The sequence below is a fragment of the Leisingera sp. M658 genome (genome assembly GCF_025144145.1).
In the GTDB taxonomy this organism is placed as follows: domain Bacteria; phylum Pseudomonadota; class Alphaproteobacteria; order Rhodobacterales; family Rhodobacteraceae; genus Leisingera.
Genome location: NZ_CP083548.1, coordinates 22,243 through 48,279, shown reverse-complemented (window position 1 = coordinate 48,279; position 26,037 = coordinate 22,243). Strand labels below are relative to the sequence as shown.

Here is a 26,037-nt window from a genome sequence, read left to right as displayed (position 1 = left end):
TTTCGCAGCTTTCTGAATTATCTTGCCATCAGCCAAGGGCGCAGCACTTTACTGAGCCACGGCATAATAGGCCACGTTAAGAGCGCAGACAGAACAATCACGATGATCAAGACCTGAAGAAACTGCGGCAAGCCACCAATGATGGGTGAACTCAGCGCCATCAAAAGCATCAACATCGGGTAGACGGCAGCGGCGCTCATGGCCGTGCGCTTCCATGCTGGTGGCAAATGTGGGGCCGATCCCTCCGCATGATCCACCCACATCCCTAAACCAATGGCCTGCACATGCTGCGCGGGGCCACCTGTAATGGCTTCGATCTGGGTCAACTTCTCGCGAATGGCTGGGTTTTCCCGCCACTGCGTCACAGCGGCTTCATCAGACCACCGCGACAACACTGTGTACTCGACCTGATGCGGGCGGCTGTGCCGCACGGTATTGACTGACAAGAAGCCGTTCTGGGCTTCGAACAATCGGTGCAGTTCTTCGACAAGCGCCTCGTAGCGAGCCTTGGCCTCCATTGGGACATGGTCCGTTACCGCCAATGTTACTGAATCGCTCATAGCACCAGCTCCGGTCCAGCAGGCACAATGCCGCTTGGATTTACACCGCGCAGGCTCGCCCAATAATGGGTCTTGATCTGATCGAACTTCACCGTGTCGGCGACATCGCCATGCTCATAGAGTTTCTTGCGCAGAGCCGAGAGATTTGGGTAATCCGCAATCCGTCGAATGTTGCATTTGAAAAGCGCGACATAGACCTGATCGAAGCGGATCAGCGTTGTGAACAACCGCCAGTCGGCTTCGGTCAACTGACCACCCACCAGATAGCCGCTGCCTTCTAACCGCGCCTCAACCGTGTCCAGCGCCGAGAACAGATCGGTGACTGCTTCTTCATATGCATTCTGCGTTCCGGCAAAGCCGCAACGGTAAACGCCATTGTTGATCTTGCTGTAAACGAGGTCATTCACCTCGTCGATTTCCGCCAGAAGCGCCTCAGGTGCAAAGTCGGTGTCATTTCCTGCAACGCCTACGAAAGCCGAGTTCAGCATTCGCGCAATCTCAGCGGATTCATTGCTGACAATGGTGTTTAGCTTTTTGTCCCACAAGACCGGAACACTTACGCGGCCGGTGTATGTGGGATCGGCGAGTGTATAGATTTCATGCAGATACCTCATGCCGGAAAGGTGGTCGGGGAAGCCACCATCAGCATCGGTGAACTCCCAGCCGTCTTGGTTGACGATGGGGGCAACGGGCGAGACAGAAATCGCGTCTTCCAGTCCTTTCAGGCTGCGCATGATCAATGTGCGGTGCGCCCAAGGACAGGCATAACAAACATAGAGGTGATATCGGCCCACTTCAGGTGCAAACTTTGCGCCGGGGTCAGTCGATATCCAGTTTCGGAAGTCGGTTTCCTGACGGCGATAATGCCCATCCTCTGAGGCCAGAATGTCGCTCTCGCGGGTCCATACGCCATCAATCAATCTACCAGCCATCATGACCTCCCGGTTGGGTGCCCCAGCAGCATGAACCACTGGGGCCTTTGTTTCTTTTACTCAGCAGAGTCTTGCTGGGCTTGCTGCGCAAGGTAGCTCTCATAAACGAGACCATAAGCCGTGTGGCCGCCCAGAACGCCACCAAGCGGATAACCTTGGTTGGAGCGCCAGTCGTCCATGACTTCGGCCAGGACAGAGGCCCATGTTGTGACTTTCACACCGGCCTGGCTCATCCGCAGCATGGCGGCATCACGGGTCACTTCATCCCATGTTCCTGAGGCGTCAACGACGGCATAGACGTCGTAACCTTCGGCAACCGCCGACAGCGCAGGGAACAGCAGGCAAACATCCGTGACAATGCCCGCCATGATGACCTTCTTGCGACCAGTCGCCTCGATTGCGGCCTTGAATTCTGGCGACTTCCACGCGTTGATTTCGCCAGCGCGGTTGATCACGGTATCGCCAAGCACGTTGGTGATGTCCGACAGGATCGGACCATTGGGACCTTCCGACAGGGATGCTGTGACCACCGATGGAATACCTGCGGTTTTGGCCATGTTGGTCAGACCGTTGATGTTTTTGCGAAGGGTTTCAGGCTGAATGTCACGCACACTGGCGAGCAAACCAGTTTGGTGATCGATCATCGCCAATACAGCGTTATCTGGTGTCAGGAATTCTGAAAACTTATCAGACATGGGAGTGTCCTTTCGGTTGGGTTGGGAAGGTTAGGCCAGCGTGCCGACCAGAATGAATTGAACGTCGGTCGTGGCTGTGAAGGTGCCATTGGTACCACGGATCAGATCGCCACCGGTCAGATCCGTTGTTTCAAATTGTCCATCGCCTTTGGCGACATAGGCCAAGTAAGGAGCTGTCAGTTCGATGCTCTGCCCTGCGGTAAGCATGGCCACGTCGATGGTGGTTTTGGCCGAGAAGGACTGCGTGTGGTCAGGCAAACCGCCATAAATACGAACTGTCTCACCCCAAGCTGGGCTGAATTTTTTGTACCCGGCTGGCTCGCCTTTCACTTCGGGCATGACCCAAAGTTGAAGCATCCGGTTCTTGGTATCATCGGGATTCACTTCGTTATGTTTGAACCCTTCGCCGCCAGCCCGTTGGACCTGTGCGTCGTTGGTGTCGAGCGATCCGCCGTGTTCCAAAGACCCCCGATGCGCGACGCGACCTTCCACCATGACAGAGATCACATCGATCTCTTTGTGTGGATGCATGGTTGTTTCACCTTTGGGATTAAACCGCGCATCGGCCAGATAAACAAAGTTACCGATGCCATCCCAGGCATCCGGATTGGCGCGGTCACCCCAGAGCTTTTTGCCGGTTACAAGACGGTGTTCCTTCAAGCCCGCGAAGCCGCCTTCCGTTAGCGTATCGCGGTGCAGAATTTCCAAACTTTGCGATGTCATAGCGTGTCCAATCAAGCGTGTTGCATTGCTTGGTCAGAATATGAGACTATTCCGTTTGTGGATCAATTGAGCAAAAAGGCAAAAGAAAGTTCTAAAAATGGAACATAGAGACTTAAACGATTTGGCCGTTTTTGCAGCCATTGCGCAGGCTGGTAGCATTACGGGTGCTGCCAAAAAGATGAAGCTTCCGAAGTCGAACGTCAGCCGCAGGCTTTCTCGGTTGGAAGACCGCCTCGGTGTTCAATTGATCGAGCGCAACACCCGCAGCAGTCGGCTGACGTCGATTGGTATACGTTACGCCGATTACTGTCGTTTGATGGTAGAAGAAGCCAATGCTGCCGACGCTGTTGTTGAGACAAGTCTGGGAGAACCGGCAGGGGAACTGAGGGTGTCAGCCTCAGTACTGGTCGGACAGCAAATCATTGCGCCAGCGATAGCGGCCTATGGTCAGCAGTTCCCCAAAGTTCAAGTCATCCTGGAATTGACGAACATGAGGGCAAACCTGATTGAGGATGGCTTTGATCTTGCATTCCGCATTGGTGAAACACCGGATTCCTCGATGATGTCACAAGCCATAGGGACGTTTCCTTTTGGTCTCTATGCCAGCCCCGGCTACTTGCGCAGTTCGGGCAACCCTCAGCTGCCCAGGGATTTGCAGCACCATCGGTGCTTGATAATGCGCAGCGGGTTCAAAACCTCCCGGTGGAAACTACAGCGAGACGGAGAAGTCATAGATTTCGCGGCCAATGGGGATGTCGTCGTTAACGACTTTCTAGCCCTTCGAAACCTGGCTATCGCAGGCGGCGGTATCGCGATGCTTCCGGCCTATGCTGTACACGCAGAGTGCGCCTCCAGCCTTCTTTCTGCTGTCCTACCAAATTGGAGTGCTTCAAGTGTGCCTCTGTCGGCAATCTATCCGAGCCGTCGCGGCGCGACGCTCAAACAAAGGGCTTTTATCGACCATGTAAGACAAGCTGCGGAGAACTTGGCTTGATTAAGGATTGTGGCGGCAAAACCGACATTGATGCAGAACGCAGCAGCGGTAATTATGGGCTCTTTTGACACCTTCGCCGCACGTTGGACGAACGGCAGGTTCTCGACTCATGGGTTGAAAACTGGAGAGTTTACGAGTCTCAGAAATTCAAAGACCTAAGTGGCTGATTTTGTTGGAACCGCAGTCTCACCATTAGGGTGATCCGACATGGATTGTCGGAGTACGTAAATAATGAGACTAAATTAATGAGACTCACCTGCCCATGGTTTCAAAAGCTTAAGGATCTGTGGATTTCAGCAGGTTTGCCTGTCGTAACGAGTACCGCTGTTTGCGCGCCCGAGCAATTTCAGTGCCAGGTACTTCTCACGTAGGTAATCCAGCGAGTAGCAACGGTTTCCGTGCAGCCATGTTCGGCTCCGTACACTCAGCCGGTGGAGCTAGGTCAATCAGCCACTTGTCTACCTGGTCACTCACGGCCCAAAGGCGACATCTAACAGTTGCTCGTGATGCTGCAGTCGCAGCCCGCTATGCGGGCATTCCCACTACCCAGGGCCTCGACCTCCAGGCGGCGGCTCCGAACCGTCGCGCTAATCGAACGCCAGAACCGACGGCCGCAACGGTTCGGCGTCTTGGCAGAATTTGACTGAAGGCTACCAGAGATGAGGTTGTGGCAACGATCCTGACCGAAGCAGAAGGCTGCTTGCACCTGGCTCCGGAACAGAAGCCGTTCGTTTTTTCCGAACACCGCCTTTCGGTATTCCGGCGGCGAAAGCCAATACTAGAGCTGGTAAGATATGACCAGCCGCTATGACGGGATGTGCGTTATTTCGCACCTCACTGAAGCTGACCCAAGCCTCCAAAGCACCTTCGGTCCCCCTCATATTGCGGTGCTATAAGAAAGGAAACGCAGATGACAACTCCTTACAAACGCCTCGACAAAAATGATTCCGCCGTTCTGATGGTCGATCATCAGGCCGGGCTTCTGTCTCTGGTGCGGGATATTGATCCCGATAAGTTCAAGAACAATGTTCTGGCTCTGGCTGATTCCGCCAAATACTTCGGCCTGCCGACGATTCTGACCACCAGCTTCGAGGATGGCCCCAACGGGCCGCTGGTTCCTGAACTGAAGGAGCTTTTCCCCGACGCCCCCTACATCGCCCGCCCCGGACAAATCAACGCCTGGGACAACGAGGATTTTGTCGCGGCCGTTAAGGCCACTGGCAAGAAGCAACTGATTGTTGCCGGCGTGGTGACGGAAGTTTGCGTGTCATTTCCAGTCTTGTCGGCGATTGAGGAGGGTTACGACGTCTTTGTCGTGACGGATGCCTCCGGCACATTCAATCAGGTGACCCGGGACGCTGCATGGGACCGTATGTCTGCGGCAGGAGCCCAGCTGACGTCATGGTTCGGCCTGGCCTGCGAATTGCACCGTGACTGGCGGAATGACATCGAAGGGCTGGGAGCCTTGTTCTCCAACCACATCCCGGATTACCGGAACCTTATCAGCAGCTACAACGCGACGCCCGTCACTTCATAGGCGCGCCGAGACCTCTGAGTTTGCCAGGCAAGCCTTTGGCGGGGATTTTGCACCCGCCAAGGGCAGTCTGGCGCCAGCAGCTCCGGGCGGCATTCAGCGCGGGGGCTCCGCTTAGCGGCGCGGCAGGGGAATGTGTTCGCTCCGGTCATTGGGCGGCAGATCAAACTGCCCCATCCCCCATCTTTCAGCACGCCACTCTTCCTTGGCGTGCTGAATCTTCTCCCGGCTTGAGGCAACGAAGTTCCACCAGACATATCTGGGGCCATTGAGTGTCGCGCCGCCCAGTGCCATCAGCCGGGCGCCGGCAGGGTCAGCGGCCACCGTGATCTGATCACCTGGCCGGAACACCATCATCCGGCCGGCTTCGAACTCCTGGCCTGCAATCTTCACGCTGCCCTGGGATACGTAGATTCCGCGGTCTTCGTGATCATCCGGAAGCGGGAAGCGCGCGCCGGGCTCGAGAATGACGTCCAGATAGAAGGTTTCGGAAAAAAGGGTTGCCGGTGCGGCCTCCCCATATGCCGATCCAAGGATCAGTTTGGCACGGACGCCTTCCGCTTCGATTTCAGGCAGGCTTTCCTTGCCGTGATGCTCAAACAGGGGATCGACGTCCTCCTTGTCTTCCGGCAGCGCCATCCAGGTCTGAATGCCGAACAGTGAATGCGGCCCGTTGCGGCCTTCCGCCGAGGTGCGCTCGGAATGGGTGACCCCTTTTCCGGCCACCATCCAGTTCAAGGCGCCGGGGCGTATGACCTGATCGGTGCTCAGGCTGTCGCGGTGGTGGAAGTCCCCTTGATAAAGATAGGTCACCGTGCCCAATCCGATATGCGGGTGGGGGCGCACGTCGATACCCTCGCCGGTGAGGAATTCTGCTGGCCCGGCTTGGTCAAAGAAAATGAACGGCCCGACCATCTGGCGCTTCGGCGCGGGCAGTGCGCGGCGGACTTCAAACCCGCCCAGGTCATGCGCCCGGGGAATGATCAGGGTTTCAATGGAGTCGTTGCCAATGTCATCAGGGCATCCGGGATCTAGTGCAGGATTCCAGCTCATATCAACCTCCCTTGGGACTGAGTTCAGTAAAAGGATAGCTCATCGCAGGAGATGCAGAAGCCGCCACCTGTTCGTTCAGGGCGAAAGCGGTGTTCGCCCGCCCTGTATTCACTTGGATCTAAGCTGGGTTATGCTGAGCCGACTGCTGGGTGAGAGGTGCAAATGCCTTCGGGACTTCATCATGTGACGGGCATCACGAGAAATGTTCAGGCCAACGTGGATTTCTACACGGGGTTTCTCGGCCTGCGCCTTGTCAAACAAACAGGCGGCTATGAGGACGCCGAGCAACTGCACCTGTTTTATGGCGACGCGCAAGGCGCTCCGGGGTCGGTGGTGACTTTCCTGGTATGGGAGGACGGAGCACCAGGGCGCACCGGGGACGGCCAGACCGGCGAGATTGCCTTTGCCGTGCCGCCCGGCAGCATTGGTGAATGGCTGACACGCGCCATGGAAGCCAGGGTGCCGCTTGAACACCCTGTGCGCGAGTTCGGGGAGACCGTTCTGCGGCTGAAAGACCCCGACGGTATCATCGTGAAGCTTGTAGGTACGGATCTGGAACCCCGGCACCCTTTACCTGACCCGATTGCGCCCACCCGCCTGCGGGCCGTCACGCTGTTTTCCGGGGATCCTGCAGCAACAGCTGATTTTGCCCGGCAGTTCGGATACCGTATGGACGCGGTGGAAGGCCGGATACAGCGCATGGTGTCGGATACGGATGCGATCGATATCCGTGATACGCGCGGGTTCTTCAGCGGCATTCCCGGCACCGGCGTTTTTGACCACGTGGCCTTCCGCGCTCCGGATGCTGCGGCAGTGCGGGAGATGCGCCTGTCTTTGGCGCGGCGTCATGAGCCGACCAATGTCCATGACCGGAAATACTTCCTGTCGCTGTACGTCCGGGATCCGGCCGGTCTGCTTGTTGAATACGCAACCGACGCGCCCGGATTTGCGGTGGATGAACCGTCAGACCATCTGGGAGAACAGCTGCTGATACCGGACCATGACACCGCCCGTGCCGCAGACCTGCGCGTGATGCTGCCGCAATTTGCGCGCCCAGGCGAACCGCGGATGCCCAAGCGCTCTCTGCCCTTCGTGTATCGGTTTCACCATCCCGAAAACCCCGACGGCTCCATTATCCTTCTGCTGCACGGAACCGGCGGCAACGAGGCTGACCTGATGCCTCTGGCTGCGCGCCTCAATCCGAGGGCAACCCTGCTTGGCGTGCGCGGCCGTGCCACCGAAGAAGGCGTCGCCCGGTTCTTCCGGCGGTTTGGCGTTGAAGCCTTCGACCAGAAGGACATCCGCGCCGAGGCCCGGGCCTTTGAGGCCTTTCTGCACGCGGTGGTGCGGGGATATGAGCTGGACGCCGGGGCGGTGACGGTGCTGGGCTATTCCAATGGCGCGAATTTTGCGGCCGCAGTGATGGCGCTGCACCCCGGCCTGATCCGCCGCGCCATTCTGCTGCGGGCGATCCCTGTGCTCGAAGAGCTGCCACAGGTGGATCTGTCCTCGGCCCAGGTATTGCTGCTGGCCGGCCGCGATGACCCCTTCAGCTCCGAGGCACCGCGATTGGCCCAATGGTTCCGGGACAGCGGTGCGGATATTGAAACTGAGGTAATTGAGGCCGGCCATGATATTTCGCCTACCGATCTGAGCAGCGCGCGCGCCTGGCTGAACCGGTAGGGCGGCGGGTACTGCCCCGCCGCCCGAATGCTGTCCGGAAGCCCCTTACAGAGTGCCGAACTTTCCGGACTGAAATTCGGAAATCGCCTGATGGATTTCATCCTGGGTGTTCATCACAAAGGGCCCATAGGCGGCAACCGGCTCGTCAATCGGCTCACCTGACAGGATCAGAAGCTTGGCGCTGGTCGCAGCCTCCAGCCTGATGTCCCCCTCGTTCCCGAGACGCGCTGTTGCCGGGCCCGCCAGAGGGGCGCTACCGTTGATCGACACCTCGCCGTCCGGGACAACTACCGTCACGTTCTGGCCCTCCGGCGGTGCCAGGGAGATGCCTTTTTCCGCGTTCAATCGCAGATCCCAGACCTCAATCGGTGTGAAGGTACGAGCGGGCCCCGTTCGGCCGCTGTAGCCGCCTGCGATGACCCGCAGCCGCCCTGCGTCATCAGCCAGGCCGACACTGGGGATCTCCTGCGCCGAGATTGATTTGCAATGCACTGGCCGAAACCAACCAGTGCGCAAGAGTTGGGCAATCCCGTGTGCATCGCGCCGGTCGGTTTTGACTGGCATCGCCTGTAGCGCAGATTTGACTTGGCGGGTCTCCATCAAAACCGGCTTTTGTCCTGCTTCAGTCAACCCAGCGAACAACCATTGCGATAAAGGCCCCGCTTCCATGCCAATCAACACGATCTGTTGGCTCAATGAACAACAGAAATCGACTAACGCATCGGGTTCACTTGCAACCTTTGTCTCACGTATCACCTGGCCGGCGCGGTCGACCACGCAGACACTCGACAATTCCAGTGACACATCGACCCCGATATAGACTTCCATGATATCCTCCTGCTGACACGGAAGGTGGACAATCCACTTCCCTTCACGAGGAGCTTGTAACCAAACACGCGGCTTGAGCAGCCCATTACGGTATCTTGAGATCATAAATCGTCGGGCGCGAGATCATCGCCGTTTTCGGCTCAGATTGTCTGAGACCATAATTATACTCTGGCTCACAATGCTTGCGACTGAGCGCAGATTATCTGAGACGGGCTCACATTGCTGAGACTCAGATCAGGGTCGGGAGACCGATGGCAGGAAAGGTGAACTGTTGGGGGCAATGCGGTCATAGGTTTCCGGATCGGGTTTTCTGGTGCAGCGAGGCCAGAAATCCTCAGCACATCGTCACCGCCAGAATAACGGGCGTTTTCCTTGTGAGCTGTTCGACTGAATGGTGCCCGTTGCCAGCAACGGCTATTCAAGCGGCGCGCAGCGAATTCGGGCAGAGAGCCCAATGTGGCTAATGCTGCATCGCAATAGTCGGATCATGAAATCCCCCTTTACAGCCTTCTGCTCCTGTGGCTGGCTCAGCTTAAAGTTGGAAAGGTAATTTCATGGATTTTCAAATTTGGCTGGCTTTCGTCGCGGCTTCCACAGCACTCTTGCTCATTCCTGGACCAACAGTCCTACTCGTTCTCAGCTACGCAATCAGCCAAGGCAAAAGAGTCGCCCTTGCGACCGTGGGCGGCGTTGCTCTGGGTGACTTCATCGCCATGTCCGCGTCGCTCGCTGGGTTGGGGGCTTTGGTCCTTGCGTCAGCGACTCTATTTACTGCCCTGAAGTGGATTGGTGCAGCGTATCTCGTTTTTCTTGGGATCAAACTTTTCCGAAGTGCATCAACAGCTTCGTTGGGCGATTTGGAAAAAGTATCGCAAACCAGCGCGTCGAGCGTGTTCGGCCATGCTGCCGCTGTAACGGCTCTCAATCCGAAATCTATCGTGTTTTTTATCGCGTTCGTTCCTCAATTTGTTGTCTTGGACACACCGCTGCTGCCTCAGTTTGCAATTCTCGTAGTAACGTTTGTCGGACTGGCCGCCATCAACGCGCTCGCCTACGCGCTCTTGGCCGACAACTTGCGAGCAAGGATTGCCCGCCCTTCGGTTTTGGCTTGGTTCTCACGTTCGGGCGGCTGCTCCTTGGTTGCAATGGGTGTGGCGACGGCAGCGTTCAAACGTGCGCAGTAGACGGGGCTGAACGGCAGCAAAGTCCGGCGTCTTACCTGTTCGGGTCCGATACCGTGAACGGCTGTTCTCGGACCACCAACCCGGTGTGATATGCTCAGTCTCAGCGACGTGAGCCCGTCTCAGGTAATCTGCGCTCAGTCGCAAGCATTGTGAGCCAGCGGCGATTTTGAGTCTCAAAAAATCTGAGCTGGATACGCCGATGATCTCGCGCCCAAACCCGGATGATCTCAAGATAGGCGGTGTCTGCGATCAGGCGCTCAGGGTGGAGGTCGAACCTCGCCTTCACGCGCTCGAGCATGGTCTTGGTCGACCCAACTTCGGCTTGGCGGATTGATCTCGTCGCCTCCACGTCCACGATGACGCCGTGGTCCGTGTCGATCAGGTAATTGTCGGAATAGCTGAAGAAGGCCGGACCCTTGCGGGCTGCGGTCCATTGACTGGCAGGGTCGGAATGGGACGTAAACTTTGGCTGAACCTCGCTGGCCGCGCCGAAGGCAGCCTCGTCCAGGGTGTCGAGATACTCACGGACCGCCCGAGGCGCATCGGCGGGATCGATCTGCCTGACGTCCCATTCTTCCTTAGGCGTAGAATTTTGCTTGTTGGCATCGGCTTCGATCAGGCTGGCATCGATGGCCATGCGCTGCCCGCTGACCAGACCCTCTTCGATACACCGCGCGACGGTTGTCTCGAAGAGATGCCGCAACAGTTCGCTGTCCCGGAACCGACCATGCATTGCCCGGCAGGCGATTGCGAAGCAATCTGCCGAAAGGGGCGGTTCTTGGAGAAGGTCGAGTGATCCGGGACCCGGTCGCTCAGATCAAGGCGGCAGAACCAGCGATAGGCGAGGTTCAGGTGGACCTCTTCACACAGCCGCCGTTCCGACCGGATGCCGAAGCAATAGCCGACCAGCAACATGCGGATCAGCAGCTCGGGATCAATCGAAGGCCGACCTGTATGGCTGTAGAAACCGGCAAGGTAGCTGCGGATCCCGGACAGATCCACAAACCGGTCGATGGAGCGCAGGAAATGGTTTTGCGGGACATGATCCTCGAGCGAGAACTCGTAAAATAGCGCCGGTTGCGCCTCTTGCCGCGGTCCCATCATCGCCGATCCTCCCACCTAATGAGGGAATTGAACCAGCCGCGGGCATCTCAATCAAGAAGGAGTTTTTCAACGGAATACGCCCGAAGCCCTCAGAACCATTTTGCAGGAAATCTCAATAGTAACTGATCGAGCTCATCGTTCTGATCCGGCTCGAGTTCGGATCGTAGCTCTTGCATTGAGGGCTCCCTACCCCAACGTTTCTCATGCACGCCCTTTATTGAGAACAGGTTCACGCGGCGCTTCAAAATGGTTGCGATGAAACCGTGTGTTTTGCGGGTAACTGCGATCGAAGATGCTCGGTAAGGCCGATCCATTGACGTGATGTTATGCGGGTTTGGCCGCGATGGGAACGCAACACTGGAAAAGAGATCAATCGGCGCCCTCCCGCCCCGACCGGATTTCAACAGCACGTTTGCAAAAGCCATAACAAAGTCAAGGAATTCACTTTTGTTCTTGGTTTTAGACCGCTCCGACAGGCTCCTTTCGAGTGCCATTTCCAGTTGGATTGCCCCATTCCAAGCAATCTGTACACGCCGGTTGTTATGCAGTCGCAGAGTGGTCGAGGCAGACATATCAGGCAGGCCAAGCTGCGTCGAATAGAGTGAGCCGCATGCGCTACACGCGAGCACAACGTTGGCGCCGTCGAAAACGAATGCCGTCTCTGCCTCGCAATCATAGCAGGCCAGGCAATGAGTGGTAAGCGGTCTCCTATGAACTAGGCAAAACGTCTGTGTGATCAACCTCCAAGACAATCGCATGAATTGATCGTGGCCATCGAGTTGGTCGCGGAGAAGGCAACGTGGACACCACGCGAAAGAGGGTGTCGTGCTGAATTGGTCAAAACCCAAATGAATCCCACCTGCCCGCCTCAACCACTTGGTATGAACGCCAGGTTTTGCGCCGGGGAAGGTGAGCAATTCCAGCCTGCGCTTCGCAGAGTCCAGCGCATTGTTCAGACCAGCTAGAATGGCACCTTGATCTAGTGCGTCCAGATCTTCAGGAAATCTTGCGATGTCCTGGTAGCTATCTGACGGAAAGAGCCTGCGAAGGTAGGACCGGGGATCAGTCGAATGCATTGCAGCCGCGCGGCTTACGAATGAAGTCAGGCTTTCCATCGCATAGGGTGTGACGCTCATATCGATAGCCCTTGGTCCCGAAAGCTTATCCACGTGTCGAAATCCAGGCGCTCACTGCCAGACACAATCGCATAAATTGCAAGGCCGGTGAGCACTTGCATCACGCTTTTGCAGATACCATGGGTCCGGCTGATAATTGCCTTGCGAAGTTTGGGATCGCGCGACAGAGCCCCCTCTTCTCTAACCGGACACCATCGTTCAAACCCTTCAAGAAACTCGATGAAGTCATCCTCGCTTGGTGTCCAGGCCCGATACTGAAGGTGAACTGATCGCCCTAAAGTCTGTTCGTCTTCCAATGCCCATCGCCATATGCGCGGAGCTCCTGTAAGGATGACCCTGATATCGTATTCGGAAATCAGGTAGTGGACGTAATTCTGATACGATATCAATTGATGTTTTTGAAAACTGTAGGCGCGGTGAAAATCCTCCAAGATTACGAGCCGCGTTTTCAAATGCCCTAATAACTCGAGGGTCTTTGGGTAAGAGGATCGGCGTGTCATTGCGCCGTATCCTGGAATGTCGAGGTTCGTGCGGAGTGCATCGCAATAGTCAATGAAGTCACCGCTCGGATGGATGAGCTGGTTCACGAGCGGAACCGTGTGCCTGCCGCGTCGCCTACTCGTCTTTGGGGGGTGCTGTGCTGCAAATTGCTTGATAATTCGGGTCAATCCCATCCCAGCCGGGGCGGTTATGAATACAAGCTTGTTCTCGCAGTCTACCGGCTCACGGATCAGTTCATCCAATCGATCTCTAAGCGCGCGAATAGCTGATGTTTCAAAAAACGCCCCGGTGCGAACGTAATGAATTCGCTCGGGTACCGGCGCCTGCGACATGTCCGCGAAGTGTTGAGATGGCGTTTTTCTCATGACAACTTCCTCGGCACAGAAAAGCCTCGTGGCCCACTAAGATCGCGAATATCGCAACCTTGTGATTGAGGAAGTGCTTCGAAGTGGCTAACTGCCTTCTTTCGTCGATTTGCTTCCGACAAGATTTGCTTGCGATAGTCGTGTGCAGCGACGGGGTTGGGCACGTTCATCGCTGCTTGCAGCCGTTCTTCTCTACGTTTTCGTTGTTCGTGCCAGTCATCTAAAGACAGAGGATTGCGCGGAAAATGCTCGCTTCTGGCCTCATGAAAGATTTCTTCATCTGCACTGATGTGCACCATCCGAATGTCAGTAGGGTCGTACTTGAGCATGACATCTTTCACGCCGCAGCTTGGCGGCCTGGCGCCCACCCGTTCATCACGCGACATTGCACGCTGCAGCGTGCTTCGGTTTACGCCAAGAATCTCCGCCATGCCTGAAACAGTTTCCCGCTTGGTTGCGATCGCAGTCCTGGCGTGCGCGATTTGAGCGGCGGAAAGAACAGGCGGTCGGCCTAGCTGCTTGCCGCGCTTCTTCGCAGCGCGAAGACCGGCCTTCGTCCGTTCCTGGATCAGGTCCCGCTCGAATTCAGCTAATGCTCCCATAATGTGAAATACTAAGCGCCCCCCTGCAGTCGTCGTGTCTATTCCGTCCGTCAGACTGCGAAACTCGATACCGCGATCTCCAAAGAGTTTCAGAAGGTGAACGAGGTCAGCGATGGACCGCCCTACCCTGTCCAGCTTCCAGACCACCAATAAGTCACCCTCATCCAACAGCTCCATTGCTTCTGAGAAACCGGAACGCGTCTCGGCCGCGGTTGCGCCGCTCTTTGCCTGATCGGTGACAATACGGTCGCATCCAGCTTCGGTCAGAGCCTCGATTTGTAGATCGAGGTTTTGTTCCTCCGTTGATACCCGCGCATAGCCGATTTTCATGTGCATATTTTGCCTAGGGTTTTTGCGTCAGTCCAGTGCTAGGAAAATCAATGCATTATGGGAGCGGCCTTCACTGCTGCAAAAAGGGTCCTTTTCGCATCACCCTGAACGAGAACAGCCCTTCGCTGCGCCGCACACGAACTCGAAAGTTGCGGGACAATGCGAACTAACGCCGCTGCGCCGAATGCACTTGCAGAAGACACTCACACTGGTTTGCGCCCGCGTCCGCTGCCTGGTGTGCAGAGTGCTTTCCTCCAAACCGATCTTTCATAATCACGTCAGTGAGTGGATTTCTAATCCGTCCGTTCGCCGCGGTTGATTTCAACTATTAAGTTGCGGGTCTTGTGCGGGCGCCCGGAACAAAGCCTGTTGGCGCGCGCCAGCCTCTAAAATGCAACTCCTACTGGGGGCATCCTTTTGCTAAAGCATGACACAGGATGTTTTCAAGGAGGCGGGAAACATCATTGTTGAAGCCATTCCACGGCAAGCTGCCGCAGAAGGTGATCGAACCGGTCGAAAAGACCGAGCCGCCGCCGGGCAGCTCCAAGTAAACCATGTCTGCGCGCAGCATGTCAGCTTCCGGGCCGCCGCTCAGGTTCGTAAGGTGCGTGAGCTGCTCCTCGGGCACAAGCATGAACTCACCCTCGCGGGAGAATGACTGCGCGAGGATCACTGTTTCCGGGGGGGTGCCCAAGCGTATGTCGCAGTGGTCCAGTTCGAACCCAGCGGCGCCATTGCCGCTGAAGCCAAAGTCTCCGAGGACATCACTCTCGATTCCGTCAAAAATCCAGTCATATGCCGGATCAGTACAGGTGCGCTGGTAGGGGGCGCCATGGAATTCCCCCTGCGCGGCAAAACCAATGCCGACCAGCTCTTGCGGCGGGCGGTCGTTGCGGCGCCACAAGCCGCCGTAACCGCCATCAAAGGCGTTGTAATACTCGCCCGGTTCTGCAGCCCAGGCCCGGATTCCATCTTCGGCCCGGCGGATTTCCAATAGGCCGGGGTTTTCCTGATGCACAGCTATACGCCAATAGAATCCGTTGCCGCCCAGGTAGTTGAGCGAACCTCCCGCATCGCGGTAATCGCGTAGAGCATTCAAGGTTTCCGTTGTGTGATACTCGGGGTGGCTGCCGGTGGTGACGGCTGCATAACTGGCAATCGCGGCAACGCCGTCGTTGTGCAGCTCAGCATCTGTCACAATGTCATAGTCAATCCCCTTGGCATGCAGCCAGCTGAGCAGATGGCTATCGGCCTGCAGGTGCCGCAGCCCAGAGCAGGAGGTGCTCCCGAAGGTCAGAAAGCCTGGCCGCAGGTTGAACAAGGGCCGCAGATGCGAGGCGTGACAGATGCCGGACCCATCAGAATGGTAATTGTAGGTGGACAGCCCGTACTGCGGGTATTCGGCCGGATTGTGCGGGTAGGCATTCCACTCTGTATTTCGTTTCTGCCACTCCGGTTTATAGTCCGGCCGCGCATGGTTGCCATAAATCGTGTAGGTGAAGGTTGACACCAGCACGCAGAGTTTGGCGCGCGGCTGGCCAAGCGGCGGGCAAATGAAAAAGGGTATGGCGTCTTCCAGCCCGTCTGCCTCGATCCGCATCACATAAGCACCGGATGGCATGTCTGCCGGCACATTGAAGCTGAAATCGGTTTCCCATTCAAAGTCATAGATATCGTCTTCGTGAAAATGGATGGCGCCATAGTGATCCGGGCGGTGCCGCCAGTTCATCTCAGAGCCGTCCCAGCGGGATCCTGTCATGGCTCTCGCTGGAAAATTGATCAGATCCAGGTCCGGCCCCGTTGTCGCGTGCCCCTGCGTTGAAGATATCCCTTGCGAGAAGTCCCAGGCAGCCAGTGGTGCACCGTTGGCCAGAATTGATGGATCTTCGATCTTGCCGTTGAAATGATCTGAAGCCTGGCCATTGCGAAGGCGGGCTGCAATTGAAGGCCGCCCCGCCAGCATCGTTGGCGGGACAGCATGGCCATTCGACATGATCTCATTTTCAAAACTGCGTCCAAGCGGCGTCTGGGTAATGCTGATGTCTCCAGCTGCACTGATCCGGCCAGTGATCCGGTACCAATGCCGAAGGGTCAGCGGCTGGCCGGTTGCCACTGCGCCATCCGGAGCCAAGAAACTAGCGCTGCCGTCATTTGTCAACGCGAGTTCATAGCCGCCGCAGGCCAGCGCCACCTGCTGCTTACCTGTCTGCTTAGTCGCAAGTACAATAGCGCTGAAGGTAAGATCCGTTGTAGCCGGTGCAGATACCGCCTCTTTCGCCAGCCCGTACGAGCCACTGCGGAAGTTCTGCTTGCGGGACAGGAATTGGATCGGGTCGAAATAGGCTGAGGCATCCTCCTCTACGATCCCCTGTCCTGCTGGGTTGGGGTCGGCGCTTATGGACCGGAAAAGACGGGCCGTGACTTTGCCTTTGGCTTCGGAAGATATTTTGAATGCGATACTCTCGCCAGGGCGCGCGGACAGCCGGTCGCTGTAGCCAATAAGGGGAATGGTATTCATGGGTTACCTCAAGCGTTCGCCATAGACGAGATCAGGAAGGAAAGTGACCCAGCTGGAGAAGAAGACCAGCAGCAGGATCATTGCGATGTAGGGGATCAGCAGCGGCAGCACCCCAACAGAGATTTCCTCAATGGAGATCCTGCTGATACGGGCCGCGACAAAGAGGTTGACCCCGATGGGCGGAGTCAGAAAGCCGATTTCGCAGGTCATGACAGTAAAGATACCAAAGACCACCGGATCTATGCCCAGGCTGGTTACCAGCGGGAAAAACACGGCGGTAAAAATGATGATCTGCGGAATGCTCTCCAGCCACATGCCGACGAGGATGTAGAACACGCCGATCAGCAGCATCACCAGCCAGGGATAGGCTGCCAGATTCTGGAACAGGTCCAGGACCGACGACGGGATGTCAAAGATCGTGACCAGCTGGCCAAAGGCCTTGGTCGAGCCAAGAATGAACAAGACTGTGCCGATAACGATGGCGGTGAATTTGAAGGCCTGAAACAGTTTGCTCCAGGTCAGCCCCTTGTAGATGAACAGCCCGACAAAGAAACCATAGGCCACGGCAACACCGGCTGCCTCGGACGGGGTAAAGATGCCGGCATAAATACCGCCCAGGATAATCACAGGCGCCATCACGGCCCATTTGCCTTCCCAAAGAGCTTCGAGCAGCGGTCCCCAGCGGAATCTTTCACCGGTGCCGCCATACCCGTTGCGCAGTGAGATCACGAACACCACGACCATCAGCATTAGTCCCAGCACGACGCCCGGAATGATGCCTGCGAGAAACAGGCGAGGGATCGACACATCGGTGACCAAGGCAAAAATGATCAGCAGGTTGGACGGAGGAATCATGCTGCCAAGTGCCCCAGCAGCGGCGGCGATGGCACCTGCGAAACGGGAGCGGTAACCCTCTTCTTGCATGGCTGGAATGGTGATCGAACCGATCGCCGCGGTGGTTGCCGGTCCAGATCCAGACAAGGCGGCAAAGAACATGCAGGCAACAACCGTGACCAGTCCCATGCCGCCTTTGTAGGCCCCAACAAGGCGCTGGGCGATGGCGACCAGCTTATCGGACATGCCGCCTTGCTCCATCAGCTGGCCCGCAAGGATGAACAGCGGGATAGTGACCAGCGGGAAAGGCTCAAACGCCGTCCAGGCCGCTTGCGCCATCAGTGTCAGCGGGATGTCGGCAATCAGCAGCCCTGCCACTGTGGCAATACCTGCAGCAAAGGGAATGGGAACCCCGATGGCCATGGTGACTACAAAAACTATGGCCATCATGACCGGGCCGTTCGCACCTGCAACCATGGCCAGGACCAGTGCCAAGATCAGAACCACCAGCACCGAAACAGCAGTCAAAGATGTGCGGGGAACAGCTTTTTCCATGGATGCTTCGTTCATAGCGGCAGTCCTTTCCAATTTTCGGCACGCCAGCGCCAGTAGACCTGCAGCATGCGGAACAGCATCAGGCAGAAGGCGATGGGAATGAACATTTGCACCCAGCGCTGTTCGATCCCCAGGCCGGGGGTCTGATAGGTCACTTGGAACAGAAGCTGCGTATAGATTGTGGTCTGCACGATCATGAAGATCACAAACCCCAGCCACAGCGCATCGGCCAGAACTACGGAACAGACTTGCAGGCTGCGCGGCAGTCGGCTGATCAGCAGGGTGATGCGGATGTGCGCCCGGTCCCGGACAGCCATCACCGCCCCGAGATAAACCGCAAAGATCATGCCATAGACGGCGGTTTCTTCGGCCCAGGCAGCCGCGGAATGAAAGAAAAATCGCAGCACCACCTGCATGAGAACCGAGCCGACCACCATGCACAGAAAGAATGTGCAAAGGATCTCCTCAAAATACCGGTCGAGACGTGACAGCATCGTTACCTCCGTTGACATCAGAAGTTAAAAAGGCGGGCACATGAAGGGTGGCGCACGTACCCGCAGTCAGGGAGAAGCCTGTCAGTCGGCTGCTGCGCGGATAGCCGCCAGAAGTGCTTTGAAATCATCACCTTTTTCGGCGGCATAACGATCCTGCACCCGCTGGCCCGCGGCAAGGAAGCCGGAGCGCTCAAACTCGGCGGTTTGCATGCCGCCCTCACCAGTCAGGAAGGCACGGATGCCTGCAACCCGGCTGCCCATTTCCTCTTTCTGATACAGCCCGGCATCCCGCGCCGCACGCATCACGGCATCGCGCTGCGCGTCGTCCAGCTTGTTCATGATCCGGTCGCTAGCAAACAGCGGCGAGAAGTACGAAAAATGCTCAAGCACCGTGAAATGCGGCATAATTTCGTAGAACTTCTGGGACTTAATGAATGAGGTGCCATTGTCCGCCCCTTCTACCGTGCCGGTCTGCAACGCGGTTGGCGTATCGGCCCAGGGCAGCGGAATTGGGGCGGCACCGAATTCCGCAAATGTGTCGATCATCACCTGGTTTTTTGGCACACGCACCTTCAGTCCGGCCATGTCCTCCATTTTGGTGATCGGATTGCGGGCGTTATAAAAATCCCTGTCGCCAACAAAGCCGAATGTCAGCAAATGCACATTGGTTGCGGTATGCAGCTGATTGGATAATCCAGTGCCGACTTCCCCTTCCAGCACCTTGTAAGCATGGATTTTGTCCTCGAAGACATAGGGAAGCACAAAGGCGTCCATTAGAGGGAAATGCGGTGAGATGTTGTTGCCGGTGATAATGTGCATGTCGACGGTGCCCAGCTGCATCGCCTTAAACGCTTCATCCTCGCCCATCAGCTGGCCGCAGCACCGGACGCGCACATCTACCGTGCCGCCGGAATACTCCTCGGCCAGCTCCTCGAATTTGTCGGCCAATACGCTGTAGGAGCTGCCTTCGGCAGCAGCATAGCCAAGGTTGATGGTTACATTACCGGCCCAGACGCTTTGCGCCGATGCTGCTACGATGGCTGCCGAAGCCAGGATTGGCAGTAGCTTTCCCTCAAACATGTGGTTTCCTCCCAGAAGTGTTGTGTCTTTGGATCTGCAGAAAGCTTGGCACAGGAATACATGCAGGTATAATATCAATTAAGTCATAATTGATAACTGGACGGCATCATGCATATTGGCCTGCGGCACATCCGCTATTTCATTGCCGTCGCTGAAGAACAGCATTTTCGCCGGGCTGCAGCCCGGCTGAACATCGCACAACCGGCGCTGAGCCGGGCAATTCAGCATCTTGAACGCGAATTGAAGGTAAGTCTGTTTGAGCGCAGCAACCGGGTCACTGTGCTGACTGAAGCGGGCCGGGTGTTCCTAGAGGGCTGCCGAGGTGTCCTGACGGCGACGGAACGCGCTGTTGAAAATGCGCGGCAAGCAGACCAGGGAAAGATCGGGTCACTGCGCATTGGGTATACGGATTTTGCAATAGGCGGATGCCTCCCCGATTTACTCAAGACATTTCAGCAGGAATTTTCGGGCATCACACTTAAACCGCTTCATGGGGTAACCACGGAACAGCTGCACCGTTTGGAAGAAGGGACGCTGGATGTCGGCTTCGTCACTGGTCCAGTGAACTTGCCCGATATCGCCTCAGTCAGCGTCCAGCAGGAACACCTGCTCTGTATCGTCTACGAAGGGCACCCCTTGGCTCACCGTGGCAGCATCCGGCTGGAAGAATTGGCAAAGGAGCAGTTTGTGCATGGTCCAGCTAAGGATTGGGAGTATTTCTACTACCATTTTCTGCCGCTTTGCCGCCGGGCAGGCTTCATGCCTGATATCGTCCAGGAAGCCTATAATTCTGCCGCCATCCTAGGGCTTGTTGCCAGCCGTATGGGGATCACGGTTCTCGCCGAAAGCACCTGCCGTACCCCACCGCCAGGATTGGTCTCCATTCCCTTTGAGGATATTACGGAAAGACTTGAAACTATTGCGATTTGGAAGAAATCCAGCTGCAACGGCGCCATGAACCGGTTTGTTGAATTCCTTTGCCTTCAGCAAGGTTCTGCCGCCGGAGTTCAAGCGTCCAGCGGTAATGCGTGACCCCGCAACCGAAATGCGCGGGGCCAGTTGTCTTCGAGGGGAGCAGGTCAATCCGGATCATTTACCGGAGCATTGTTGATAGTGCTCAGCTCTTCCATGATATCGAATACATAGTCTGTTACATCGGTCACTCCAAAGGCCTCAAGCCGCTTCAAGTGCATCGCCTTATAGGTTTCCAAGGCTTCAAGATCCTGGAAGAGATAGGTTGAGCCAAATCGGTCGCTCTCGCCTTCGCGCGTCCAGATCTTCCAGATCACCCCTGGCTCTTCTGCAATACTCTGCGCGAGCTGACGCATGCCTTCGGCAGCTTCCTCGTTCAACGGTCCAGAGACCCGCATATGAAGATCCCAGATTTTCTTTGTGCTCATGAGCTTATCCTTTCTACCGTTCAGGCCTAGCTTTAACAGCTCTTGCCGGAGGCTCTGCGCTAGGTCATTGCCAAGTAACTTAGGGAAAGGTATTCGTTTGAAAAATACTGACTATCCGATCACCTTGTTAGAAAAATAGAACGATGAGCCGTGGCAGACTCAATGACCTGGCAATCTTTGTCGAGGTTGCGCGCGCAAATGGATTTCGTGCGGCGGCAAAGAACCTGAAGCTGGGGGCCGGTTCTGTCAGCGAGGCGGTTCAACGTTTCGAAGACCGGCTCGGTGTACGTCTTTTCGAGCGGACTACGCGCGAAATCTCCTTAACGCGTGCGGGTGAAGCTCTTTATCGCCGTAGCCTGCCCGCAATTGACGAGTTGGATACCGCGCTTGAGGAAATCAACGAATTCAGGGAAGGGCTGACCGGTACGCTCCGTCTCAGCGCGCCAGTTGGCACTGGTCAGTTGTTTCTAGACACAGCGATTTCTGATTTTGCGGCTTTGTACCCGACACTGGCCATAGAGGTGATCTATGACGAAAGAAAAGTCGATCTGTTGACCAGCGGCATTGATGCGGCCATACGTGTCGAAACATTGTTGGACCCGGATACCTACGCTATTTCGATTGGTCCGCCCCATGAGATGAAGGTGGTCGCTCAGCCGTCCTACCTAGTGGAGGCCGGGCCCTTACACTTCCCTCATGATATCGTGCGCCACGAGGGGATATGTTTTGCTTTCGGGGATTCAGAAAAATTGGCTCCGTGGGTGTTCAAGACCCGCGATGGCCCAATCACGGTTATGCCAAAGCCGCGAGTAATCTCCAACAACGTGAACTCGATCTTGAGATACGCGGAAGCAGGCCTTGGTCTAGCCTATCTGTTTTCGGCTTCCGCAGAACCTGCAATTCGAAGTGGCAGGCTGATAGAGGTTCTTCCAAAGAGCCTTGAAAGGCTTCCCTGCTTTTCACTCAACTACTTATCTAAACGGAATGTACCGGCGCGCCTTCAGGCATTTAAAAATTTCGTTAAGGCCCGAAAAATGGGCCGTTCCTGATTGAGGTTGGCGTCTCTTCCGAAATCCGCAGCGTAGCCGGCCGACCGCAAACGGCCTCCAGCTCTGCCATCATCTCGAACATCTCCATTAGTTCCGCCGGTCCGGGCCTACGAATAAAGGCACCATGGCGCGGGATCAGTTCGGCCAGGTCAGACAGGGCAAGCTGTTGAAAGGCGTCGCGAAGTGGCGTGCGCGACCTATAAGTCTTGGCAATCTACTGTCGCCTAAGATGCAAAAATGATCTCTCGAACCGGCAATCGGCACGGCGAAGCAAAATCCGGATGCTGCTGCATTTCTGGCGTTTCTGCTGCCCGACAGAACTTGCCTATAAACTTTGAATGACTGCCTTCAGAGATCTGACCAGTTGCTCTCGCAGATGCCGCGAATGAAGGCATTCCGCCCGAACTGCATGTGCTGGCTTGGCAGGTTTGTCACCCGGTATGGGACGGCGTTGGGCTGTCTGTTGTCATTATCTCCAGCGACGGATGCTGCGGCTTTTTCCGCAAGCTGTGAAACTGCCGTCTTAGATTTTCGGCGCAATCGACGAATGGCAGTTTGTGTCGCTGCCCTGCGGCAGTGGAACCTGAGCGCTTGCAGCGATTTTCGTACTGCACGCTCACGCAGCGCTAAACTCCAAGGAGCAGGTTGGGCTCTCACCAAGATTTCGCCGCCACCAGGCCGAACCTTGGCTTTTGGGACACGGATGGCAGCACATCATCGGAAACGCCGCAGGATCAATCTCTTGGCCAGAGCTTTCGATGGCCGGTTCCTGTCCACGCACAACAAGGATCTTGCTGCTCAAGCATTCGGCGGCAGTGAGCCCACAGCTGCCGTCGGCCTTGTGGTAGCCTCTCGCAGGTGCGGCAAGTAGCTAACGGAGCCTTGCGGACCTTCAACGCTCAACTACAGCAAGACCGCTACGCGGTCAGTTCTGACCAGCGCATTCAACCGCAGCGAACTCAGCAACGCCCTCATTTCGCCCATCAGAGAAGCTCGCAACCGTGACCGGCTCCTTCAAATCGGGAAAATGATAGACTGCGTTGACGCTGAAGGGACCCCCGCCGGAATGCCCGACAGTGCGGCCGACCCTCCCGCACCGGCCGCTCATAAGGCCAGATGCATAGCCACATTTCGTCCAAGGCCGACCTTCAATAGCGCCGCCAAGAGGATGACGGATCAGCATCTGTTCAAGCGTAACCGCATTGAGCAACCTTCCCGTAAACAGAGCATGTAATAGCCGTGCAGCGTCTGCAGCAGTTCCAGTAAGACATCCATGATATACCCATCCTGGATGATACCTCTTTGCTCCATCCCAGTGAACGCGTGAGAGGTGTTTTCTAGCCGTCGCAAGCTCAATGCTGTCCAGCCCGAGAGGGTCGCAGATCATCTCACTGACAAGGTTGGAGAATGACGAACCAGCGACGTCTTCAATTAAATCGCGGGCCAGCATGTAACCAAGGTTTGAATAGGCCCAGCCTTCACCCGGTGTAAACAAACTGCCTTGCGCCATCGTGGCATTGAACAGGTGCTCAGCAGGCCAAGGTTCTTCATCATTCGCAACCGCTTTCCTGTAGCCCGGCAGGGAATAGTAGTCCGGCAAGCCAGCGGTGTGATTCAGTAATTGGCGAAGCGAGAAGTCATGGTCTGCGAGATGTTCGTCCAGATCGAGCTTGCCCAGTTCCACGATCTTTAAGGCACAGATTGCGACTACGGTTTTGGTAAAACTCCAATAAGGAAAAACCTCTGCGCCCGAGCTTCGTTGAACACTCAAATTGGGGCCGGTTTCACGATGGGAGAAGATTTCTTGGTTCTTATTCATCGGTCCTAGTAACCTTTTTGGTGCAATCGCCACAATGGGCTCGATCCTGCCGCCCGCTGAAGTAGGCTTAGGCTGGTGGGAGCCCATTGCTGTCACTGGCCACCAGGCAAGCCTTCGCTTGTGCAGCGCGTCGAAAACGGCGCTTTGCGGCCATTCAAAACACGTCCAACGAACGATAGCGGTGTACAGACAAAACGTAACCGTCTGGCTACGGTGCTCTGACGCGGTTCCGGCGATCTCTGCTGCGCTGCGGCAGCAGCGTTGCCCTTGTTTGTTCCAGGCTTCCTGATCAGGTACTCGAATGTCGATGTGGCTGTTTGAACTGCCGTGCAGGCCGGAGGAGCGCCTGTAGACAACAGGGCTGACAAGAGCTGATTGACCGCCAGACAGTAGAACTCGTGCCTCCTTCTGCTGATGCATACAGGCGCAGCAAAGGTCCAATCAACGGCAATTCGTTTGCCCGTAGTGCATGATTGTCCGTGCCAATTCCTTAGCCTTATCGACCGATGGGGTTATGAACTGAAGCTGCGGCGGGAAGCTTAGGCCCGCAACAAACAGGGAATCAGGATCAGGCTCGGCACCAACATAAACCAGCGAGAGCGAATAGTTGTTCAGCCTATCGTCAGCCTGGATCTCTTGGGCAAACTTGTGAAAGCCCGGGGCGTCCTTATGAGGCTGCGGGGGTGCCGGGGCCTCTACTTCTTCGGTGATCCGAACAACGCTGCTCAAATGGAAAGACAGCCGCCCGTTTGGCTGTTCCAGCAGGTCTTTCAGGGTGCTGCGCTCCAGGACGCCAGACTCATCAGCTGCCAGAGGTTTGGTGATTGTGACTGGCCCATCATTCGGGATCATCGTGAGCGTGCTGCCCCGCTTGCTGCGCATCTCTTCGGGAACCAGCGCAACCAAAGCCTCGGCCTGGTCAAGCTGGCGGTCTGAAACCGGTTTGGCTTTTATCGTAAGAATGGCGCGGCCATCAGAAACCGTTCTGATGCCCACGCTGTCGAACTTGAAAGAGGTCAGGTCCGCTTCCAGGCGACTCAATGCAAGCTGCTCTGAGGTCTCGTTATTCTTTGTGCTGTTAATAGAAAACTGGCAGTGCTCCAGAGACAGATTGACGCCTGTCTGATCAGGAAGCGTCTTGCGGATTTCCATCAAGACCTGTTCCGCAGAAGGGATTTTGTCTCGCAAGAAGACGTACCAGCCTCCTGCTGCTGCCAAGAGAACAAGTGCGACAATTCCAAAGGGTTTCATAGAATAATCTCACATTTCCCAAGTAGAACTCCATTTGAGTGATGTTGGACATTGGCCCGACGGTCAACCGGTGTATCTGGAATATGCAGAAGAATTCAAGGGCTGCGCTGTCGCCGCGGCACCGCATGGCGGCAGTGAGCTCTTTTGACACCTTCGCCGCACGTTGGACGAACGGCAGGTTCTCGACTCATGGGTTGAAAACTGGAGAGTTTACGAGTCTCAGAAATTCAAAGACCTAAGTGGCTGATTTTGTTGGAACCGCAGTCTCACCATTAGGGTGATCCGACATGGATTGTCGGAGTACGTAAATAATGAGACCGAGTTATTGAGACTCAACGTCCATAGTTCTCAATCACTTAGATTTTTTGCGTACCTACAGAGCTCGAAGACAACCGATTGCTTTGCAACGCTTGAGCCCTACAGATCAGCGCAGCCTTGAGATCGTCGTGTGCGCTACACCGAGATCCAATGCGATGGCCCGGCAGGTATCACCGTTGACCATGCGCTCGCGGGCAAGTTTCTGCTGATGTTCAGTTAACTTGGGTTTCCGGCCAAATTTGACGCCCTGTCGCGCAGCGATGGCTCGGCCCTCGTTCGCGCGCCGAGTGATACGCTCCCGTTCGTCTTCGGCCAAAGCGGAAAGGAAAGCGAGGATGCCTTTGCCCATCGGAGTGGTCAGATCGAGCCAGGGTTTATCAAGCACCTTCACATAGGCCCCACGATCTGCGATCCGTTGAATTGATTTAGTCCCGATGTGATCTGACACCGCCCCCTTCCCAGCGAACCGGGAAGAGGACGGCGCATCTCTTGATC

The 26,037-nt window shown here is 56.2% G+C and carries 23 protein-coding genes and 3 pseudogenes; 6 read left to right on the top strand and 20 right to left on the bottom strand.

Features of this window, described 5'->3' with window-relative positions:
• Window positions 1–17: 17 nt before the first annotated feature.
• Genes K3724_RS22080 through K3724_RS22065 form a run of 4 tightly spaced genes read right to left on the bottom strand, consistent with a single transcriptional unit; the run spans window position 18 to window position 2,910 of the window.
• Complete coding sequence (locus tag K3724_RS22080) at window positions 18–560, bottom strand: antibiotic biosynthesis monooxygenase (RefSeq protein ID WP_259993025.1); 543 nt, start codon at window positions 558–560, stop codon at window positions 18–20.
• Window positions 557–1,492: a glutathione S-transferase family protein gene (locus tag K3724_RS22075; protein ID WP_259993065.1), complete on the bottom strand. Its 936-nt coding sequence runs from the start codon at window positions 1,490–1,492 to the stop codon at window positions 557–559. Before K3724_RS22075 ends, K3724_RS22080 begins: the two co-directional genes overlap by 4 nt.
• Before the next feature lie 56 nt (window positions 1,493–1,548).
• Complete coding sequence (locus K3724_RS22070; RefSeq protein WP_259993023.1) at window positions 1,549–2,187, bottom strand: isochorismatase family protein; 639 nt, start codon at window positions 2,185–2,187, stop codon at window positions 1,549–1,551.
• Window positions 2,188–2,217: 30 nt separating this feature from the next.
• Window positions 2,218–2,910: a pirin family protein gene (locus tag K3724_RS22065; protein WP_259993022.1), complete on the bottom strand. Its 693-nt coding sequence runs from the start codon at window positions 2,908–2,910 to the stop codon at window positions 2,218–2,220.
• Window positions 2,911–3,007: 97 nt separating this feature from the next.
• Here K3724_RS22065 and K3724_RS22060 point away from each other — a divergent pair, with 97 nt between their 5' ends.
• The gene (locus K3724_RS22060) at window positions 3,008–3,904 is read left to right on the top strand and encodes a LysR family transcriptional regulator (RefSeq protein WP_259993021.1); all 897 of its coding nucleotides are present in this window, start codon (window positions 3,008–3,010) and stop codon (window positions 3,902–3,904) included.
• Window positions 3,905–4,814: 910 nt separating this feature from the next.
• Window positions 4,815–5,441, top strand: a complete 627-nt coding sequence (ycaC, locus tag K3724_RS22055) for an isochorismate family cysteine hydrolase YcaC (RefSeq protein ID WP_259993020.1) — start codon at window positions 4,815–4,817, stop codon at window positions 5,439–5,441.
• A 111-nt stretch (window positions 5,442–5,552) separates the two neighbouring features.
• Here the strand turns inward: ycaC and K3724_RS22050 are convergent, their stop codons facing one another.
• Window positions 5,553–6,491 (bottom strand): pirin family protein, encoded by a 939-nt coding sequence (locus tag K3724_RS22050; RefSeq protein WP_259993019.1) that lies wholly within the window; start codon window positions 6,489–6,491, stop codon window positions 5,553–5,555.
• 162 nt (window positions 6,492–6,653) lie between these two features.
• Between K3724_RS22050 and K3724_RS22045 the strand changes: the two genes are divergently transcribed.
• Complete coding sequence (locus tag K3724_RS22045; RefSeq protein WP_259993018.1) at window positions 6,654–8,174, top strand: VOC family protein; 1,521 nt, start codon at window positions 6,654–6,656, stop codon at window positions 8,172–8,174.
• A 45-nt stretch (window positions 8,175–8,219) separates the two neighbouring features.
• Here K3724_RS22045 and K3724_RS22040 read toward each other — a convergent pair whose 3' ends face one another.
• Both K3724_RS22040 and K3724_RS22035 read right to left on the bottom strand, forming a co-directional pair.
• On the bottom strand, window positions 8,220–8,519 hold the full coding sequence (locus K3724_RS22040; protein ID WP_259993064.1) for a pirin-like C-terminal cupin domain-containing protein: 300 nt from the start codon (window positions 8,517–8,519) through the stop codon (window positions 8,220–8,222).
• Window positions 8,520–8,633: 114 nt separating this feature from the next.
• A pseudogene (locus K3724_RS22035) lies at window positions 8,634–9,002 on the bottom strand (transposase); the annotation flags it as partial.
• Between the two features lie 554 nt (window positions 9,003–9,556).
• Between K3724_RS22035 and K3724_RS22030 the strand changes: the two are divergent.
• Complete coding sequence (locus K3724_RS22030) at window positions 9,557–10,186, top strand: LysE family translocator (RefSeq protein WP_259993017.1); 630 nt, start codon at window positions 9,557–9,559, stop codon at window positions 10,184–10,186.
• 232 nt (window positions 10,187–10,418) lie between these two features.
• Here the strand turns inward: K3724_RS22030 and K3724_RS22025 are convergent.
• The 8 genes and pseudogenes from K3724_RS22025 to K3724_RS21990 form a co-directional block, all read right to left on the bottom strand.
• A pseudogene (locus K3724_RS22025) lies at window positions 10,419–11,290 on the bottom strand (transposase); the annotation flags it as partial.
• A gap of 89 nt (window positions 11,291–11,379) precedes the next feature.
• The gene (locus tag K3724_RS22020; RefSeq protein ID WP_259993016.1) at window positions 11,380–12,426 is read right to left on the bottom strand and encodes a TniQ family protein; all 1,047 of its coding nucleotides are present in this window, start codon (window positions 12,424–12,426) and stop codon (window positions 11,380–11,382) included.
• Window positions 12,423–13,292, bottom strand: coding sequence for a TniB family NTP-binding protein (locus K3724_RS22015; protein ID WP_259993015.1), 870 nt, complete (start codon window positions 13,290–13,292; stop codon window positions 12,423–12,425). The genes K3724_RS22020 and K3724_RS22015 overlap by 4 nt, the downstream gene beginning before the upstream one ends.
• Window positions 13,289–14,224 (bottom strand): recombinase family protein, encoded by a 936-nt coding sequence (locus K3724_RS23875; protein ID WP_311200233.1) that lies wholly within the window; start codon window positions 14,222–14,224, stop codon window positions 13,289–13,291. Before K3724_RS23875 ends, K3724_RS22015 begins: the two co-directional genes overlap by 4 nt.
• Window positions 14,225–14,624: 400 nt before the next feature.
• Complete coding sequence (locus tag K3724_RS22005; RefSeq protein ID WP_259993014.1) at window positions 14,625–16,742, bottom strand: N,N-dimethylformamidase beta subunit family domain-containing protein; 2,118 nt, start codon at window positions 16,740–16,742, stop codon at window positions 14,625–14,627.
• Between the two features lie 3 nt (window positions 16,743–16,745).
• Window positions 16,746–18,146 carry a TRAP transporter large permease gene (locus K3724_RS22000; protein WP_259993013.1) on the bottom strand — a complete coding sequence of 467 codons (1,401 nt, stop codon included), beginning with the start codon at window positions 18,144–18,146 and terminating at the stop codon, window positions 16,746–16,748.
• Window positions 18,143–18,625: a TRAP transporter small permease gene (locus tag K3724_RS21995; RefSeq protein ID WP_259993011.1), complete on the bottom strand. Its 483-nt coding sequence runs from the start codon at window positions 18,623–18,625 to the stop codon at window positions 18,143–18,145. Before K3724_RS21995 ends, K3724_RS22000 begins: the two co-directional genes overlap by 4 nt.
• Window positions 18,626–18,706: 81 nt before the next feature.
• The gene (locus K3724_RS21990) at window positions 18,707–19,705 is read right to left on the bottom strand and encodes a TRAP transporter substrate-binding protein (protein ID WP_259993010.1); all 999 of its coding nucleotides are present in this window, start codon (window positions 19,703–19,705) and stop codon (window positions 18,707–18,709) included.
• 108 nt (window positions 19,706–19,813) lie between these two features.
• Here K3724_RS21990 and K3724_RS21985 point away from each other — a divergent pair, with 108 nt between their 5' ends.
• Window positions 19,814–20,737 carry a LysR family transcriptional regulator gene (locus K3724_RS21985; RefSeq protein WP_259993009.1) on the top strand — a complete coding sequence of 308 codons (924 nt, stop codon included), beginning with the start codon at window positions 19,814–19,816 and terminating at the stop codon, window positions 20,735–20,737.
• Window positions 20,738–20,784: 47 nt separating this feature from the next.
• Here the strand turns inward: K3724_RS21985 and K3724_RS21980 are convergent, their stop codons facing one another.
• Entirely contained in the window at window positions 20,785–21,105 is a 321-nt protein-coding gene (locus K3724_RS21980; RefSeq protein WP_259993008.1) for a monooxygenase, read from the bottom strand.
• Window positions 21,106–21,248: 143 nt separating this feature from the next.
• On the opposite strand from K3724_RS21980, the gene K3724_RS21975 reads away from it, so the two are divergent.
• The gene (locus K3724_RS21975; protein WP_259993007.1) at window positions 21,249–22,154 is read left to right on the top strand and encodes a LysR family transcriptional regulator; all 906 of its coding nucleotides are present in this window, start codon (window positions 21,249–21,251) and stop codon (window positions 22,152–22,154) included.
• Between the two features lie 13 nt (window positions 22,155–22,167).
• On the opposite strand, the pseudogene K3724_RS21970 reads toward K3724_RS21975, so the two are convergent.
• The 4 genes and pseudogenes from K3724_RS21970 to K3724_RS21955 all read right to left on the bottom strand — a co-directional run.
• Window positions 22,168–22,350, bottom strand: a pseudogene (locus K3724_RS21970) (GntR family transcriptional regulator); the annotation flags it as partial.
• Window positions 22,351–23,079: 729 nt separating this feature from the next.
• Entirely contained in the window at window positions 23,080–23,973 is an 894-nt protein-coding gene (locus tag K3724_RS21965) for a serine hydrolase (protein WP_259993006.1), read from the bottom strand.
• A 441-nt stretch (window positions 23,974–24,414) separates the two neighbouring features.
• Window positions 24,415–25,125, bottom strand: coding sequence for a hypothetical protein (locus K3724_RS21960; RefSeq protein WP_259993005.1), 711 nt, complete (start codon window positions 25,123–25,125; stop codon window positions 24,415–24,417).
• Window positions 25,126–25,648: 523 nt separating this feature from the next.
• A complete protein-coding gene (locus K3724_RS21955; RefSeq protein ID WP_259993004.1) occupies window positions 25,649–25,990 on the bottom strand; it encodes a recombinase family protein in 342 nt (113 codons plus the stop codon).
• Window positions 25,991–26,037: the final 47 nt, after the last annotated feature.